Origin of the sequence: Pseudomonas sp. MYb60 (genome assembly GCF_002979555.1) — a bacterium.
GTDB lineage: Bacteria > Pseudomonadota > Gammaproteobacteria > Pseudomonadales > Pseudomonadaceae > Aquipseudomonas.
In genome coordinates this window covers 139,324-154,719 of the sequence record NZ_PCOZ01000010.1, presented here as the reverse complement: position 1 = coordinate 154,719, position 15,396 = coordinate 139,324, and the positions used below count along the sequence as shown (strand labels likewise).

The following is a 15,396-nucleotide window of genomic DNA, read 5'->3' as shown; positions in this document are numbered from 1 at the left end:
TCAGTACCCGAATTTCTTGACGACCATAGAGCATTGGAACCACCTGATCCCATCCCGAACTCAGCAGTGAAACGATGCATCGCCGATGGTAGTGTGGGGTTTCCCCATGTGAGAGTAGGTCATCGTCAAGATTAAATTCCGAAACCCCATTTGCGAAAGCAGATGGGGTTTTGTTTTGGGCGCGAGAAAAACGCGAAGCTCTATCAGGTTTGGCTACATGACTTCAGCCTGCTGGCATCCGGTATCTGAGGTTTATTGGCTGCTAGACTCACGCGTCTTCTTCAATGATGGCTGCGCAACCGCAGTGCTGTTCGCAGTTGCAACCAAATGGAGTGCACATGCAGCGTGTCATGATTATTGGCCAGCCAGGGTCAGGAAAATCCACCTTTGCTCGGGCGTTGGGTGAGCGCACCAAGCTGCCTGTCATCCACATCGATAAGATTCATTGGCAGGCTGGTTGGGTCGAGCGAACCACGCAAGAGAAGACGCGCCTATGCCACGAGGTCGAGGCCCGCGACTGTTGGATATTTGAAGGTGGCCATTCCGTCACCTGGGGCAGTCGTATTGCCCGGGCCGATGTCTTGATATGGATTGATCGCGCGTCAGCGCTGCGATTCTGGCGTGTGCTTCTCAGGGCGTTGTACCAGCGAGGTGATACTCGGCCTGATCTTCCAGAAAACTGTCCCGAGCGGCTCCGGAACCTTCCAGCTTTTTTCAGCTTCATGTGGGCTACGCGCAAAACTGCGCGTGCAAAGATGAAACTGCTCACGATATCCGCCCCATCGGGATGCCGTGTTGTATGTCTACGCTCCAACCGTCAGGCGAAGCTATTTCTAGACGGTATCGGTAAATCTCCTGACGAAAAGATGCTGAAAAACACCAGTTTCTGAAAAATCACCACCAGGTACGCATGTATATACCTCACCAGTCGCCGCACCACGCTCTCCAGCGGCCTGTGACGCTGTTGATAGGTCTCGGTATCAGCGCGATAACGTATTCGTCCTGGTGCGTGCGACAAAGCGTATGGGTTTCTGACGGTTTTCATTTGAGAAGCTGATTCAGATGGCACAGCACTTTTCTACAGGCGAAAAAAAAGACCTTGAATTTCAAGGTCTTTTTTTAAGATGGTGCCCCGAGGGAGACTCGAACTCCCACTCCTTTCGAAAACGGATTTTGAATCCGCCGCGTCTACCAATTCCGCCATCAGGGCTCAATGGCGGCGAAGTATAGAGATGAGATTACCGTTGGTCAATCACCTTTCATGGTCAATTTTGACTATTTCCGCTAGACTTCCCGGCCCTGCTAGACGAACTCCATCATGCGCGTTGCTGACTTTACTTTTGATCTCCCTGATTCGCTGATTGCTCGCCACCCTTTGGCCGAGCGTCGCGCCAGTCGACTGCTGACCCTGGACGGGGTGAGCGGTGCCCTCGCACACCGTCAATTCACTGATTTGCTTGAGCATTTGCGCCCGGGCGATCTGATGGTGTTCAACAATACCCGGGTGATTCCGGCGCGGCTGTTTGGCCAGAAAGCTTCCGGCGGCAAGTTGGAAATCCTGGTCGAGCGGGTGCTGGACAGCCACCGCGTGCTCGCTCATGTGCGCTCCAGCAAGTCGCCGAAACCCGGTTCGAGCATCTTGATCGACGGAGGGGGTGAAGCCGAGATGGTGGCTCGCCATGACGCGCTGTTCGAGCTCAAGTTCGCCGAAGAAGCGTTGCCGTTGTTGGAGCGCGTCGGCCACATGCCGCTGCCACCCTACATCGACCGTCCCGATGAGGATTCGGACCGCGAGCGCTATCAGACGGTGTACTCCCAGCGGCTGGGTGCCGTTGCCGCACCCACCGCAGGTCTGCACTTCGATCAGCCGCTGCTGGATGCTATCGCTGCAAAAGGCGTCGAGACGGCCTATGTGACCCTGCACGTGGGGGCCGGCACGTTTCAGCCGGTGCGTGTGGACAAGATCGAAGACCATCATATGCACAGCGAGTGGCTGGAAGTCAGCCAGGAAGTGGTGGATGCCGTGGCGGCGTGCAAAGCGCGCGGCGGGCGTGTCGTGGCGGTGGGTACCACCAGCGTGCGTTCTCTGGAGAGCGCGGCGCGTGATGGCGTGCTCAAGCCGTTCAGTGGCGACACCGACATCTTTATCTTTCCAGGCCGCCCCTTCCATGTAGTGGACTGCCTGGTGACCAATTTCCATTTGCCCGAATCCACGCTGTTGATGCTGGTGTCGGCATTTGCCGGTTACCCGGAAACCATGGCGGCTTACCAAGCTGCCATCGCCAACGAATACCGTTTTTTCAGCTACGGTGATGCGATGTTTATCACCCGTAACCCGGCGCCGCGCGGCCCAGAGGAACAACTATGAGTCGTATGTCGTTCGAATTATTGGCCACTGACGGCAAGGCCCGTCGTGGCCGCCTGACCTTCCCGCGCGGCACTGTGGAGACCCCGGCGTTCATGCCGGTTGGCACCTACGGCACCGTCAAGGGCATGTTGCCCCGTGACATCGTCGCCACCGGCGCCGAGATCATCCTCGGCAACACCTTCCACTTATGGCTGCGGCCGGGCACGGAAGTGATCAAGAAACATGGCGACCTGCATGACTTCATGAAGTGGCAGGGCCCGATCCTCACCGACTCCGGTGGTTTCCAGGTGTTCAGCCTGGGCGCGATGCGCAAGATCAAGGAAGAGGGCGTGACCTTCGCCTCGCCGGTGGATGGCTCCAAAGTGTTCATGGGCCCGGAAGAGTCGATGCAGGTGCAGCGCGACCTCGGCTCCGACATCGTGATGATTTTTGATGAATGCACGCCGTACCCGGCCGATGAAGACGTGGCACGCATCTCCATGGAGCTCTCCCTGCGCTGGGCCCAGCGTTCGAAGAATGCCCATGGCGACAACACGGCAGCGCTGTTCGGTATCGTTCAGGGCGGCATGCACGAAAGCCTGCGCAAACGCTCGTTGGAAGGCCTCGACAAGATCGGTTTTGACGGCCTGGCCATCGGTGGCCTGTCGGTGGGCGAGCCCAAGCACGAGATGATCAAGGTGCTGGATTATCTGCCGGGCCTGATGCCGGCTGACAAACCTCGTTACCTTATGGGCGTTGGCAAACCGGAAGATCTCGTAGAGGGTGTGCGCCGCGGTGTGGACATGTTCGATTGCGTGATGCCAACCCGTAATGCCCGCAATGGGCATCTGTTCATCGATACAGGCGTGCTGAAGATCCGTAACGCGTTCCATCGCCATGATGATTCGCCGCTGGATCCGACCTGCGATTGCTACACCTGCCAGAACTTCTCCCGTGCTTATCTGCACCATCTGGACAAATGCGGGGAAATGCTGGGTAGCATGTTGAATACCATCCACAATTTGCGTCACTACCAAGTCCTGATGGCTGGTTTGCGCGAGGCTATTCAACAGGGTACATTGGCCGCCTTCGTCGATGCCTTCTATGCCAAGCGTGGCCTCCCTGTGCCGCCCTTGGACTGAGTTTTCCGACCCTAAGATTCACTATTTGCAACTGGAGTGCTAAATGAGCTTTTTTATCTCTAACGCCATGGCTGACGCCGCTGCGCCTGCTGCTGCCGGCCCTATGGGCGGTGGTTTCGAGTGGATTTTCCTGGTCGGCTTCCTGGTCATCTTCTACCTGATGATCTGGCGTCCACAGGCCAAGCGCGCCAAAGAGCAGAAGAACCTGCTGGGCAGCCTGCAAAAAGGCGACGAAGTTGTGACCACCGGCGGTATCGCCGGCAAGATCACCAAGGTTTCCGACGCTTTCGTGGTACTGGAAGTCTCCGACACCGTAGAAATGAAGTTCCAGAAGGGCGCCATCGCCGCCACGCTGCCAAAAGGCACGCTGAAAGCGATCTAAGTAACAACCTTTACCAATCGACGGGGCGCGCAAGGCGCCCCGCGTTATAAGCGGGCGGCGTGATGCTGAACAAATACCCTCTGTGGAAATACGTACTGATCCTGGCGGTGCTGGCGATCGGTTTTATTTATTCCGCTCCCAATCTCTACCCTGATGACCCGGCGATCCAGATCACTGGCGCCAGCACTTCGCTGCAGGTCAATCAGGCCGACCTGGAACGCGCGAGCAAAGCGCTCGTTGACGCGGGTATCCAGGTCAAGGCGGCAACGTTGGCGGCTGATGCGAAGGGCGGCTTGTTGCGCCTGACTAAGGCAGAAGACCAATTGCCGGCCAAGGATGTCGTGCGCAAGGCCATGGGTGACGACTACGTTGTCGCGCTCAACCTGGCACAGACCACGCCACAATGGCTGCGCAGCATTGGCGCGCACCCGATGAAGCTGGGTCTGGACTTGTCCGGTGGTGTGCACTTCCTGTTGGAAGTCGACATGGACAAGGCCCTCGACGCACGCCTGAAAGTCTACGAAGGCGACGTGAAGAGCCTGCTGCGCAAAGAGAAACTGCGCTATCGCAGCTTGCCCCAACTCAACGGTGCCATCCAGCTGGGCTTCTCTGACGAAGCATCCCGCGAACAGGCCCGTGCTCTGGTTCGCAAGAACTTCACCGATTTCGACATCGTACCGGCCGACCTGAACGGTCAACCTGTGCTGCGTCTGGCGATGACCCCGGCCAAGCTGGCGGAAATCCGCGAATACTCCATCAAGCAGAACTTGACCACGGTACGTAACCGCGTCAACGAGCTGGGTGTGGCCGAGCCGATCGTTCAACGCCAGGGTGCCAACCGCATCGTGGTCGAACTGCCGGGTGTGCAGGACACCGCTGAAGCCAAGCGTATCCTGGGCAAGACCGCCAACCTGGAATTCCGTCTGGCGGCCGAGCCGGGTGCTACCCGCGCGACCTCCGAAGAGTTCGAGTTCCGCGAAGGTAACCGTCCTCCGGCGTTGATCGAGCGTGGCTTGATCATCACCGGCGACCAGGTGACCGACGCCAAGGCCGGTTTCGGTGAGCACGGTACCCCTGAAGTGAACATCCGCCTGGATGGCCACGGCGGCGAACTGATGAGCCGCGCCACGCGCAGCAACGTCGGTCGCAGCATGGCAGTGATCTTCATCGAGCAGCGCCCGGTGACCACCTACACCAAGCAGATGGTCAACGGTGTCGAGAAAGACGTACCGGTGCAGACCTTCAAGGAAGAGAAGAAGATCATCAGCCTGGCGACCATCCAGTCGCCACTGGGTGCTCAATTCCGCATCACTGGCCTGAACGGCCAGGGCGAATCCTCGGAACTGGCCCTGCTGCTGCGTGCGGGTGGCCTGGCGGCGCCGATGTATTTCGCTGAAGAGCGCACCATCGGCCCGAGCCTGGGTGCGGACAACATCACCAAGGGTATCGACGCGGCCTTGTGGGGCATGCTGTTCGTGTCCCTGTTCATCATCGCCATCTACCGCTTCTTCGGCGTCATCGCCACCGTGGCCCTGGCAGGCAACATGGTGATGCTGCTGGCCTTGATGTCGTTGCTGGGCGCCACACTGACCCTGCCGGGTATCGCCGGTATCGTACTCACCATGGGTATGGCGGTAGACGCCAACGTGCTGATCTTCTCGCGTATTCGTGAGGAAATCGCCAACGGCATGACCGTGCAACGTGCAATCAACGAAGGTTTCGGCCGGGCATTCACCGCGATTCTCGACTCCAACCTGACCACGTTGCTGGTCGGTGGGATTCTCTTTGCCATGGGCACCGGCCCGGTCAAGGGCTTTGCGGTCACCATGTCCCTCGGTATCTTTACCTCGATGTTCACGGCCATCATGGTGACCCGCGCAATGGTCAACCTGATCTATGGCGGGCGTGACTTCAAGAAGTTGTGGATTTAAGGGGCTGCCATGTTACGTACAATCAACTTCATGGGCGTTCGCAACATTGCGTTCGGCGTCACTGTGCTCCTTACCGTTCTGGCGTTGTTCAGCTGGTTCCATAAGGGTTTGAACTACGGCCTGGACTTCACCGGCGGTACGCTCATCGAGCTGACCTACGAGAAGCCTGCCGACGTTACCCTGGTGCGCAACGAGCTGGTCAAGGCCGGCTATCACGAAGCCATCGTGCAGAACTTCGGTGCCACTACCGACCTGCTGGTGCGCATGCCTGGTGAAGACCCGCAGCTGGGTCATCAGGTCGCCGAAGCCTTGCAGAAGGTGGGTGGCGACAACCCGGCGTCGGTCAAGCGCGTCGAGTTCGTGGGTCCGCAAGTGGGTGAAGAGCTGCGCGATCAGGGCGGCCTCGGCATGCTGATGGCACTGGTCGGGATCATGATCTACCTGGCATTCCGCTTTCAGTGGAAGTTCGGCGTCGGCGCGATTGTCTCGCTGATTCACGACGTGATCGTGACCGTGGGCATCCTGGCGTACTTTCAGATCACATTCGACCTGACCGTACTGGCTGCCGTGCTGGCGATCATCGGTTACTCCCTCAACGACACCATCGTGGTATTCGACCGGGTTCGTGAGAACTTCCGCGTACTGCGCAAGGCGTCGTTGATCGAGAATATCAACATCTCCACCACCCAGACCCTGCTGCGGACCATGGCGACATCGATCTCCACCTTGCTGGCGATTGCGGCGCTGATGATCTTCGGTGGCGACAACCTGTGGGGCTTCTCCCTGGCGCTGTTCATCGGCGTTCTGGCGGGTACCTACTCGTCGATCTACATCGCCAACGTGGTGCTGATCTGGCTGAACCTCAGCAGCGAAGACCTGATCCCGCCTGCCGCGACTGGCAAGGAGGTCGATGACCGCCCTTGATGGGTGGTTGTTGATTCGCTGTTACAAGAAAGGCACGAGTATTGAACTCGTGCCTTTTTTTTTGCTCCAAGGCTGGGTATAGCGCGGACGTTTCGGTCCGCTTGTGATGGTCAGGAGGTTCACGTGAACAAGTCGTTGCTGGTTGGTGCGGTATTGGGTGCTGTCGGTGTGACTGCCGGGGGTGCTGTTGCCACCTACAGCCTGGTAAAAAGCGGCCCTGAGTATGCGCAAGTACTGGCGGTTCAGCCGGTCAAAACCCAGATCAAAACCCCTCGCGAGGTCTGCAAGGACGTCGCAGTGACCCGGCAGCGTCCGGTGCAGGATCAACATCAGATCGCCGGTACGGTCGTAGGAGCCCTGGCGGGCGGCCTGCTCGGTAACCAGATCGGTGGCGGTAATGGCAAGAAGCTCGCCACGGTGGCGGGTGCAGTCGGTGGCGGTTACGCCGGTAACAAGGTTCAGGAAGGCATGCAGAACCGCGATACCTACACCACCACGCAAACCCGTTGTAACACCGTCAATGACATCAGCGACAAGGTCGTGGGTTATGACGTGCGTTACAACCTGGATGGCAAGGAAGGCACTGTGCGGATGGAACGCGACCCAGGTAGCCAGATCCCTGTGGACAAAGAGGGTCGTCTGATCCTGGGCCAGAATCAGCAATAGTCCCGCACCTGGCGCGGGTCGAAAATGTGGGAGCAGGCAAGCCAGCTCCCGCCTTGGATTGTGTTCAGCTCAGGTGGGCTTGGGGTTATCCAGATCCCAGGCAAAAAAAAGCACCCCGAAGGGTGCTTTTTTTGTGCTCGCTCGCTTAGCGCTTCAGCGAAGCCGGCAGGTGCGGCTGGATCGCCGTCAGGACTGCCTTGAAGCACTTGGTGTTGCCGGCAACGACGTGGCCTTTTTCAAGGAAGTCGTGACCACCGGTGAAGTCGCTTACCAGGCCGCCAGCTTCCTGGATCAGCAGCGCGCCTGCAGCCATGTCCCACTCGGACAGGCCCGACTCCCAGAATGCATCGAAGCGACCGGCAGCCACGTAGGCGAGGTCCAGGCTCGCTGCACCCGCGCGGCGAATGCCGGCAGTCTGGCCCACGAGGGCACGGAACATGCCCAGGTAGTTTTCCAGGTTGTCCATCTGGTCGTCACGGAACGGGAAGCCGGTGCCCAGCAGGGCGCCGTCCAGGCTGGTGCGACCGCTGACGCGCAAGCGACGGCCGTTCAACTGGGCGCCTCGACCACGGCTGGCGGTGAATTCTTCCTGGCGGACAGGGTCGAGAACAACGGCGTGTTCCAGGCGACCACGGTATTTGCACGCGATGCTCACGGCAAAGTGCGGGATGCCGCGCAGGAAGTTGGTGGTGCCATCCAGTGGGTCGATGATCCACAGATAGTCTTCGCCTTCGCCGCTACCTTTGTGCAGGCCGGTTTCTTCACCGAGGATGCCGTGGGTAGGGTAGGCCTTGCGCAGTGCGTCGATGATTTTCTGTTCGGCGGCGCGATCCACCTCGGATACGTAATCCTTGGCGTCTTTTTCGTCGACCTTGATGGTATCCAGGCGCTCGATGGAGCGGAAGATCAATTCACTGGCGCTGCGGGCGGCGCGCAGCGCGATATTCAGCATGGGCTGCATGGATGTGTCACCTAAGGTTGTTAAAGAAAGCCGGGCATTCTAGCAGAAACTTTCTTCAGGTGAAGGACGACGTTAGCTTTCATGGCATAACCTTAGGCTGTTCTGTAAGATTTGAACCCCTTTCCCGTGTCCGAGAACGCCTCCCGTGCTGCAAAACATTCGTGTCGTCTTGGTCAATACCAGTCATCCCGGCAATATCGGCGGGGTGGCGCGAGCCATGAAAAACATGGGCCTGACGCGGTTGGTGCTGGTCGAACCTCGCGTGTTCCCGCACCACGAGGCTGATGCTCGTGCGTCCGGTGCCAATGACATCCTGGAAAAAGCCCAGGTCGTCGCCACCCTGGAAGACGCGTTGGTCGGCTGCAACCTGGTGCTGGGCACCAGTGCCCGCGACCGTCGTATCCCCTGGCCGCTGCTGGATCCGCGCGAGTGCGGCACCAAGGTGGTGGAAGAAGCTGCCGGCGGCGCTGAAATCGCCTTGGTATTCGGCCGTGAAGACTCCGGCCTCACCAATGACGAGTTGCAGCGATGTCATTACCACGTGCACATCCCCTCAGACCCGGAGTTCAGCTCGCTGAACCTGGGGGCAGCGGTGCAGGTGTTGACCTACGAAGTGCGCATGGCCTGGCTGGCAGCGGCTGGCCAGCCGAGCAAGGTGGAGAAGGAAGAGGTCGCATCGACCAAGAGTGGCGAATTGGCCACCATGGACGAGCTGGAGCGATTCTATGAGCACCTGGAGCAAACCCTGGTGGCCATCGAGTTCCTCGATCCGGAAAAACCACGGCACTTGATGGCGCGCCTGCGTCGCTTGTACGGGCGCAGCTCGGTCAGTCGGGCGGAAATGAACATATTGCGTGGCATCCTCACGGAAACCCAGAAAGCGGCCCGTGGCGAGCTTCTAAAGCGGAAGGATTAAAAATGTTCGAGCGTTTGCGAGAAGATATCCAAAGTGTATTCCACCGAGACCCGGCGGCGCGCAACGCCTTTGAAGTGCTGACCTGCTACCCGGGCATGCACGCCATCTGGATTCATCGCCTGTCCGGCGCTCTGTGGGGCATGGGTTGGAAATGGCTGGCGCGGCTGGTGTCGAACTTCGGTCGCTGGATGACCGGCATCGAGATTCACCCGGGTGCCAAGGTGGGGCGTCGCTTCTTCATCGATCATGGCATGGGCATCGTTATTGGCGAGACTGCTGAAATCGGCGACGACGTAACCCTGTATCAAGGCGTAACCCTGGGGGGCACCAGCTGGAACAAAGGCAAGCGCCATCCAACGCTGGAAGACGGTGTGGTGGTAGGGGCGGGCGCTAAGGTGCTCGGTCCATTCACTGTGGGCGCAGGCGCCAAAGTCGGTTCCAATGCCGTGGTAACCAAGGCTGTGCCGCCCGGTGCGACCGTTGTGGGTATTCCTGGCCGAATCATCGTCAAGCCGGAAGTGGGTGACGAGCAGGAGGCCAAGCGCAAAGCCATGGCCGAGAAGATTGGCTTCGACGCCTACGGCGTCAGCGAAGACATGCCCGACCCGGTGGCGCGGGCCATTGGCCAATTGCTCGACCATTTGCAGGCGGTAGATGGCAAGTTGGACGGCATGTGCGGCGCGCTGAAAGAGCTGGGCAGCAGCTACTGCGCCAAGGATCTGCCTGAGCTGCGGGAAGAAGACTTCGCCGAGATCAAGAACGAAACCGCGACCAAGGCAGGCTAACGTCTCGAGCTCAGCGCAAATCCCTGTGGGAGGGGGCTTGCCCCCGATGGCAATGTGTCAGCCGCTACATTTATTGACTAATCCACCGCTATCGGGGGCAAGCCCCCTCCCACATTTTGACCTCCACTGGTCTCGGAATCCCGGCTTGGCCCTGTTCTCGCTGGTCCATCCCGCCCGATCCTGCTATTATTCGGCGCCCTTTCTACGGGTAATCCTGACTAAAGTACTAGGTCTTATAGTTGACTTAAATACTCGGGAATCGCATACTTGCCCACATTCTGAAACACCTTGGTAATTGTCCATGAGACTGACTACAAAAGGCCGATACGCGGTGACCGCCATGCTTGACTTGGCCTTGCACGCGCAAACTGGGCCGGTGTCCCTGGCCGATATCTCCGAGCGCCAAGGCATTTCCCTGTCCTATCTTGAGCAGTTGTTCGCCAAATTGCGTCGTAGCAATCTGGTGTCCAGCGTGCGTGGGCCGGGGGGTGGCTACCAGTTGTCCCGCGATATGCAGGGCATCCAGGTTGCCCAGGTCATCGATGCGGTCAACGAATCCGTCGATGCCACCAAGTGCCAGGGTCTGGGTGATTGCCACGCTGGCGACACCTGCCTGACACACCACCTGTGGTGTGACTTGAGCCTGCAGATCCATGAGTTTTTGAGTGGTATCAGCTTGGCTGATCTTGTGACTCGCCGTGAGGTGCAAGAAGTAGCCCAGCGTCAGGACCAGCGCCGTTGCAACACCAAGGCGCCGCGTCTGGACAAGATCGAAGCGTCCGCCGTCGAGTGACAGCCGAAGAGCTAACGGCACGCCAGCCAGCCTGATTTAGGAGAAAGTCCATGAAATTGCCGATTTACCTTGATTACTCTGCGACCACCCCGGTTGATCCGCGTGTCGCGCAAAAGATGAGCGAATGCCTGCTGGTTGACGGAAACTTCGGCAACCCAGCCTCCCGTTCCCACGTATTCGGCTGGAAAGCCGAGGAAGCGGTCGAGAACGCTCGTCGCCAAGTCGCCGACCTGGTCAACGCCGATCCACGCGAAATCGTCTGGACCTCCGGTGCTACCGAGTCCGACAACCTGGCTATCAAGGGCGCGGCGCATTTCTACGCGACCAAAGGCAAGCACCTGATCACCACCAAGATTGAGCACAAGGCTGTCCTCGACACCATGCGCCAACTGGAGCGTGAAGGTTTCGAGGTCACCTACCTCGAGCCGACCACCGACGGTATCGTCACCCCGGCCATGATCGAAGCGGCCCTGCGTGAAGACACCATCCTGGTTTCCGTGATCCACGTGAACAACGAAATCGGCACCATCAACGATATCGAAGCGATCGGCGAATTGACCCGCTCCAAGGGTATTCTGCTGCACGTCGATGCTGCCCAGTCCACCGGCAAGGTCGACATCGACCTGTCGAAGCTGAAAGTCGACCTGATGTCGTTTTCTGCCCACAAGACTTACGGCCCCAAGGGCATCGGCGCCCTGTACGTGAGCCGCAAGCCACGTGTGCGCATCGAAGCCGGCATGCACGGCGGCGGTCACGAGCGCGGCATGCGTTCGGGCACCCTGGCGACCCACCAGATCGTTGGCATGGGCGAAGCCTTCCGCGTAGCCAAGGAAGACATGGCTGCCGAAAACGTCCGCATCAAGGCTCTGAGCGATCGCTTCTACAAGCAGGTCGAGAACCTTGAAGAGCTGTACATCAACGGCAGCATGACCGCCCGTGTACCGCACAACCTGAATTTGAGCTTCAACTACGTTGAAGGCGAGTCGCTGATCATGGCGCTCAAGGACCTGGCGGTTTCGTCCGGTTCGGCCTGCACCTCGGCGTCCCTTGAGCCTTCGTACGTACTGCGCGCCCTGGGCCGCAACGACGAACTGGCACACAGCTCGATCCGCTTTACGTTCGGCCGTTTCACCACCGAAGAGCAAGTCGATTACGCTGCGCAGAAAGTCTGCGAGGCCGTCAACAAGCTGCGCGTTCTGTCGCCGCTGTGGGACATGTACAAAGACGGTGTCGACATTTCCAAGATCGAGTGGGCGGCACACTAAATATAGAAGCCGCCACCCCAGCTCTGTAGCAACGTGGCGGAATACGCAGGCGTTTCTACAGGGTTCCAGAGCGGCCCTGATGAGTGAGGATTCAGTACCATGGCTTACAGCGAAAAGGTCATCGACCACTACGAAAACCCGCGTAACGTCGGCAAGATGGACGCGGAAGACCCAGATGTCGGCACCGGCATGGTCGGCGCCCCGGCGTGCGGCGATGTGATGCGCCTGCAGATCAAGGTCAACGACAACGGCGTTATCGAAGACGCCAAGTTCAAGACCTACGGCTGCGGTTCGGCCATCGCCTCCAGCTCCCTGGCGACCGAATGGATGAAAGGCAAGACCCTGGATGAGGCTGTCACCATCAGCAACACCCAACTGGCCGAAGAACTGGCCCTGCCGCCAGTGAAAATCCACTGCTCCGTACTCGCTGAAGACGCCATCAAGGCGGCCGTTCGCGACTACAAGCAGAAGAAAGGCTTGATCTAAGCATTTGGCGACGAGTAAGGAGTCAACGATGGCTATCAGCATGACAGAAGCGGCTGCGCAGCACATTCGCCGCTCCCTGAATGGGCGCGGTAAAGGTGAGGGGATTCGTCTGGGTGTTCGCACCACGGGCTGTTCCGGCCTTGCCTATGTGCTGGAGTTCGTCGACGAGGTGGTGGCAGAAGACCAGGTGTTCGAGAGTCACGGCGAGAAAGTGATCATCGACCCTAAAAGCCTGACCTACCTGGACGGCACCGAACTCGATTTCGTCAAGGAAGGGTTGAACGAAGGCTTCAAGTTCAACAACCCCAACGTGCGCGGTGAGTGTGGCTGCGGCGAAAGCTTCAACATCTGAGGCTATCCGTGGGTACTCCTTGTCATTTCGCTTTATTCGAGCTGCAGCCGAGCTTTCGGCTGGACCTTGAGCAGCTTGCCACGCGCTATCGAGAGTTGGCGCGTGGGGTGCATCCAGACCGTTTTGCTGACGCCACCGAGCGCGAGCAACGCGTCGCTCTGGAGAAGTCGGCCAGCCTCAACGAGGCTTATCAGACCCTGAAAAATCCGCCCAAGCGCGCGCGTTATCTGCTCGCGATGAACGGTGGAGAGCTGCCGCTTGAAGTCACGGTGCATGACCCCGACTTCCTGATGCAGCAGATGCAGTGGCGCGAAGAACTCGAAGACTTGCAGGACGAAGCCGATCTGGCCGGTGTCGCAGTCTTCAAGCGTCGTCTGAAAACGGCCCAGGATGAGCTCAACGAAAGCTTCGCAGCCTGTTGGGATGACGCAGCGCAGCGCGAACAGGCCGAACGCCTGATGCGGCGCATGCAGTTTCTCGACAAGCTCACCTACGAAGTGCGCCAGCTAGAAGAGCGCCTCGACGATTAACCCCGTGTGCTGCCCGTGATGCACGCCTGATAGACAGATAAGACCTGATTACCATGGCCCTACTGCAAATCGCCGAACCCGGCCAAAGCCCTCAACCGCACCAGCGTCGTCTGGCGGTCGGGATTGACCTGGGCACCACCAATTCCCTGGTCGCTGCCTTGCGCAGTGGCCTGTCCGAGCCGCTGCCCGACGCCGATGGCCAGGTGATCCTGCCGTCCGCCGTGCGCTACCACGCCGATCGCACCGAAGTCGGTGAATCAGCCAAGCTGGCAGCGTCTACCGATCCCCTTAACACCGTGCTGTCGGTCAAACGCTTGATGGGTCGTGGTCTGTCCGACGTCAAGCAATTGGGCGACCAGTTGCCGTATCGCTTTGTCGGCGGTCAGTCTCATATGCCGTTCATCGACACCATCCAGGGCCCGAAAAGCCCGGTGGAAGTGTCGGCCGATATCCTCAAGGTCCTGCGCCAGCGCGCCGAAAATACCCTGGGCGGTGAGCTGGTGGGGGCGGTGATTACCGTGCCGGCTTATTTCGATGACGCTCAGCGCCAGGCCACCAAGGACGCCGCGAAACTCGCAGGCCTCAACGTGCTGCGCCTGCTCAATGAGCCGACTGCTGCTGCCGTGGCCTATGGCCTGGACCAGCATGCGGAAGGCCTGGTCGCCATTTATGACCTGGGCGGCGGCACCTTCGATATTTCAATCCTGCGCCTCACCGGCGGTGTCTTTGAAGTGCTGGCCACCGGTGGCGACAGCGCCCTGGGTGGCGATGACTTCGACCACGCCATCGCGGGCTGGATCATCAGCAGCGCCGGCTTGTCGGCCGATCTGGATCCGGGTGCGCAGCGCAACCTGCTGCAAACGGCCTGCGCCGCTAAAGAAGCGCTGACGAATGCAGCAACCGTTGAAGTTTCCTACGGCACTTGGTCAGCCCAACTGACGCGCGAAGCCTTCGATGCGTTGATCGAGCCGATGGTCGCCCGCAGCTTGAAAGCCTGCCGCCGTGCCGTGCGGGATTCCGGTATCGAGCTGGAAGACGTCGGCGCCGTGGTCATGGTCGGTGGCTCCACCCGCGTACCGCGTGTGCGTGAAGCTGTCGCCGACGCCTTCGGTCGCCAGCCACTGACAGAAATCGACCCGGATCAAGTGGTCGCCATTGGCGCTGCGATTCAGGCCGATACCCTGGCCGGCAACAAGCGCGATGGCGGCGAATTGCTGCTGCTCGACGTGATTCCGCTGTCCTTGGGGCTGGAAACCATGGGCGGCTTGATGGAGAAGGTGATTCCACGCAACACCACCATTCCCGTCGCTCGCGCCCAGGATTTCACCACTTACAAAGATGGCCAGACGGCCATGATGATCCACGTGCTGCAAGGCGAGCGCGAGCTGATCAGCGACTGCCGCTCCCTCGCGCGCTTCGAATTGCGCGGCATCCCGGCGATGGTGGCCGGTGCGGCGAAGATCCGCGTGACCTTTCAGGTTGACGCCGATGGCCTGCTGAACGTGGCTGCGCGCGAACTGGGTTCAGGCGTTGAGGCCAGCATCCAGGTCAAGCCGTCTTACGGCCTCACCGACGGCGAAATCGCCAAGATGCTCAAGGACTCGTTCCAATATGCCGGTGACGACAAGGTCGCCCGCGTATTGCGTGAGCAGCAAGTTGACGCCCAGCGGCTGCTCGAAGCCGTGCAAGGCGCACTGGATGTCGACGGCGAGCGCCTGCTGGACGTCGAAGAACGCCTGGTCATCGATCTGCAGATGCAGGAGCTGGCCGAACTGATGAAGGGTACCGATGGTTTTGCCATCGAGCAGCAGACCAAGCGTCTGTCGCAAGTGACCGATGCCTTTGCCGCCCGCCGTATGGACCAGACGGTAAAAGCCGCCCTGGCGGGACGCAACCTGAATGAAATCGAGGAATAA

16 protein-coding genes, 1 tRNA gene and 1 rRNA gene are annotated in these 15,396 nt (G+C 59.4%); 16 read left to right on the top strand and 2 right to left on the bottom strand.

Annotated features, from left to right (window positions below; all coding sequences use genetic code 11):
* The first annotated feature begins 15 nt into the window (after positions 1-15).
* Together rrf and CQ041_RS18355 are read left to right on the top strand one after the other, a co-directional pair.
* A 5S ribosomal RNA gene (gene rrf, locus CQ041_RS18360) occupies positions 16-131 on the top strand.
* 207 nt (positions 132-338) lie between these two features.
* Positions 339-890 (top strand): AAA family ATPase, encoded by a 552-nt coding sequence (locus CQ041_RS18355; RefSeq protein ID WP_105523905.1) that lies wholly within the window; start codon positions 339-341, stop codon positions 888-890.
* 235 nt (positions 891-1,125) lie between these two features.
* Here the strand turns inward: CQ041_RS18355 and CQ041_RS18350 are convergent.
* Positions 1,126-1,210, bottom strand: a tRNA-Leu gene (locus CQ041_RS18350).
* Positions 1,211-1,318: 108 nt separating this feature from the next.
* Between CQ041_RS18350 and queA the strand changes: the two genes are divergently transcribed.
* From queA to CQ041_RS18320, 6 genes are all read left to right on the top strand, one after another.
* Positions 1,319-2,368, top strand: coding sequence for a tRNA preQ1(34) S-adenosylmethionine ribosyltransferase-isomerase QueA (queA, locus tag CQ041_RS18345; RefSeq protein WP_105523904.1), 1,050 nt, complete (start codon positions 1,319-1,321; stop codon positions 2,366-2,368).
* A 5-nt stretch (positions 2,369-2,373) separates the two neighbouring features.
* Positions 2,374-3,489, top strand: a complete 1,116-nt coding sequence (gene tgt, locus CQ041_RS18340) for a tRNA guanosine(34) transglycosylase Tgt (RefSeq protein ID WP_003175976.1) — start codon at positions 2,374-2,376, stop codon at positions 3,487-3,489.
* Positions 3,490-3,532: 43 nt separating this feature from the next.
* The gene (yajC, locus tag CQ041_RS18335) at positions 3,533-3,871 is read left to right on the top strand and encodes a preprotein translocase subunit YajC (RefSeq protein ID WP_003175975.1); all 339 of its coding nucleotides are present in this window, start codon (positions 3,533-3,535) and stop codon (positions 3,869-3,871) included.
* Positions 3,872-3,933: 62 nt separating this feature from the next.
* Positions 3,934-5,802 carry a protein translocase subunit SecD gene (gene secD, locus CQ041_RS18330; protein WP_105523903.1) on the top strand — a complete coding sequence of 623 codons (1,869 nt, stop codon included), beginning with the start codon at positions 3,934-3,936 and terminating at the stop codon, positions 5,800-5,802.
* A gap of 9 nt (positions 5,803-5,811) precedes the next feature.
* Positions 5,812-6,726 (top strand): protein translocase subunit SecF, encoded by a 915-nt coding sequence (secF, locus tag CQ041_RS18325; protein WP_105523902.1) that lies wholly within the window; start codon positions 5,812-5,814, stop codon positions 6,724-6,726.
* A 123-nt stretch (positions 6,727-6,849) separates the two neighbouring features.
* Positions 6,850-7,392, top strand: a complete 543-nt coding sequence (locus CQ041_RS18320) for a glycine zipper 2TM domain-containing protein (RefSeq protein ID WP_105523901.1) — start codon at positions 6,850-6,852, stop codon at positions 7,390-7,392.
* 145 nt (positions 7,393-7,537) lie between these two features.
* Here CQ041_RS18320 and suhB read toward each other — a convergent pair whose 3' ends face one another.
* On the bottom strand, positions 7,538-8,353 hold the full coding sequence (gene suhB / locus CQ041_RS18315; RefSeq protein WP_003175971.1) for an inositol-phosphate phosphatase: 816 nt from the start codon (positions 8,351-8,353) through the stop codon (positions 7,538-7,540).
* 145 nt (positions 8,354-8,498) lie between these two features.
* Here suhB and trmJ point away from each other — a divergent pair, with 145 nt between their 5' ends.
* The 8 genes from trmJ (at position 8,499) to hscA (ending at position 15,396) form a co-directional block, all read left to right on the top strand.
* Positions 8,499-9,269: a tRNA (cytosine(32)/uridine(32)-2'-O)-methyltransferase TrmJ gene (gene trmJ, locus CQ041_RS18310; protein WP_105523900.1), complete on the top strand. Its 771-nt coding sequence runs from the start codon at positions 8,499-8,501 to the stop codon at positions 9,267-9,269.
* Between the two features lie 2 nt (positions 9,270-9,271).
* Complete coding sequence (cysE, locus tag CQ041_RS18305; RefSeq protein WP_105523899.1) at positions 9,272-10,054, top strand: serine O-acetyltransferase; 783 nt, start codon at positions 9,272-9,274, stop codon at positions 10,052-10,054.
* 301 nt (positions 10,055-10,355) lie between these two features.
* Positions 10,356-10,847, top strand: a complete 492-nt coding sequence (iscR, locus tag CQ041_RS18300; RefSeq protein ID WP_003194020.1) for a Fe-S cluster assembly transcriptional regulator IscR — start codon at positions 10,356-10,358, stop codon at positions 10,845-10,847.
* Positions 10,848-10,897: 50 nt separating this feature from the next.
* The gene (locus CQ041_RS18295) at positions 10,898-12,112 is read left to right on the top strand and encodes an IscS subfamily cysteine desulfurase (RefSeq protein WP_105523898.1); all 1,215 of its coding nucleotides are present in this window, start codon (positions 10,898-10,900) and stop codon (positions 12,110-12,112) included.
* Positions 12,113-12,211: 99 nt separating this feature from the next.
* Positions 12,212-12,598 (top strand): Fe-S cluster assembly scaffold IscU, encoded by a 387-nt coding sequence (gene iscU / locus CQ041_RS18290; RefSeq protein ID WP_010207899.1) that lies wholly within the window; start codon positions 12,212-12,214, stop codon positions 12,596-12,598.
* Between the two features lie 28 nt (positions 12,599-12,626).
* Positions 12,627-12,950, top strand: coding sequence for an iron-sulfur cluster assembly protein IscA (gene iscA, locus CQ041_RS18285; protein WP_003175963.1), 324 nt, complete (start codon positions 12,627-12,629; stop codon positions 12,948-12,950).
* 8 nt (positions 12,951-12,958) lie between these two features.
* Complete coding sequence (hscB, locus tag CQ041_RS18280) at positions 12,959-13,480, top strand: co-chaperone HscB (RefSeq protein WP_105523897.1); 522 nt, start codon at positions 12,959-12,961, stop codon at positions 13,478-13,480.
* Between the two features lie 53 nt (positions 13,481-13,533).
* On the top strand, positions 13,534-15,396 hold the full coding sequence (gene hscA / locus CQ041_RS18275) for a Fe-S protein assembly chaperone HscA (protein WP_105523896.1): 1,863 nt from the start codon (positions 13,534-13,536) through the stop codon (positions 15,394-15,396).

What these genes read in the sequence shown, in the direction of transcription:
- CQ041_RS18295 (WP_105523898.1), top strand. Translation starts at nt 10,898, where the DNA reads ATGAAATTGCCGATTTACCTTGATTACTCTGCGACCACCCCGGTTGAT.
- tgt (WP_003175976.1), top strand. Translation starts at nt 2,374, where the DNA reads ATGTCGTTCGAATTATTGGCCACTGACGGCAAGGCCCGTCGTGGCCGC.
- secF (WP_105523902.1), top strand. Translation starts at nt 5,812, where the DNA reads ATGTTACGTACAATCAACTTCATGGGCGTTCGCAACATTGCGTTCGGC.
- cysE (WP_105523899.1), top strand. Translation starts at nt 9,272, where the DNA reads ATGTTCGAGCGTTTGCGAGAAGATATCCAAAGTGTATTCCACCGAGAC.
- secD (WP_105523903.1), top strand. Translation starts at nt 3,934, where the DNA reads ATGCTGAACAAATACCCTCTGTGGAAATACGTACTGATCCTGGCGGTG.
- CQ041_RS18355 (WP_105523905.1), top strand. Translation starts at nt 339, where the DNA reads ATGCAGCGTGTCATGATTATTGGCCAGCCAGGGTCAGGAAAATCCACC.
- yajC (WP_003175975.1), top strand. Translation starts at nt 3,533, where the DNA reads ATGAGCTTTTTTATCTCTAACGCCATGGCTGACGCCGCTGCGCCTGCT.
- suhB (WP_003175971.1), bottom strand. Translation starts at nt 8,353, where the DNA reads ATGCAGCCCATGCTGAATATCGCGCTGCGCGCCGCCCGCAGCGCCAGT.
- iscA (WP_003175963.1), top strand. Translation starts at nt 12,627, where the DNA reads ATGGCTATCAGCATGACAGAAGCGGCTGCGCAGCACATTCGCCGCTCC.
- iscR (WP_003194020.1), top strand. Translation starts at nt 10,356, where the DNA reads ATGAGACTGACTACAAAAGGCCGATACGCGGTGACCGCCATGCTTGAC.
- hscA (WP_105523896.1), top strand. Translation starts at nt 13,534, where the DNA reads ATGGCCCTACTGCAAATCGCCGAACCCGGCCAAAGCCCTCAACCGCAC.
- iscU (WP_010207899.1), top strand. Translation starts at nt 12,212, where the DNA reads ATGGCTTACAGCGAAAAGGTCATCGACCACTACGAAAACCCGCGTAAC.
- queA (WP_105523904.1), top strand. Translation starts at nt 1,319, where the DNA reads ATGCGCGTTGCTGACTTTACTTTTGATCTCCCTGATTCGCTGATTGCT.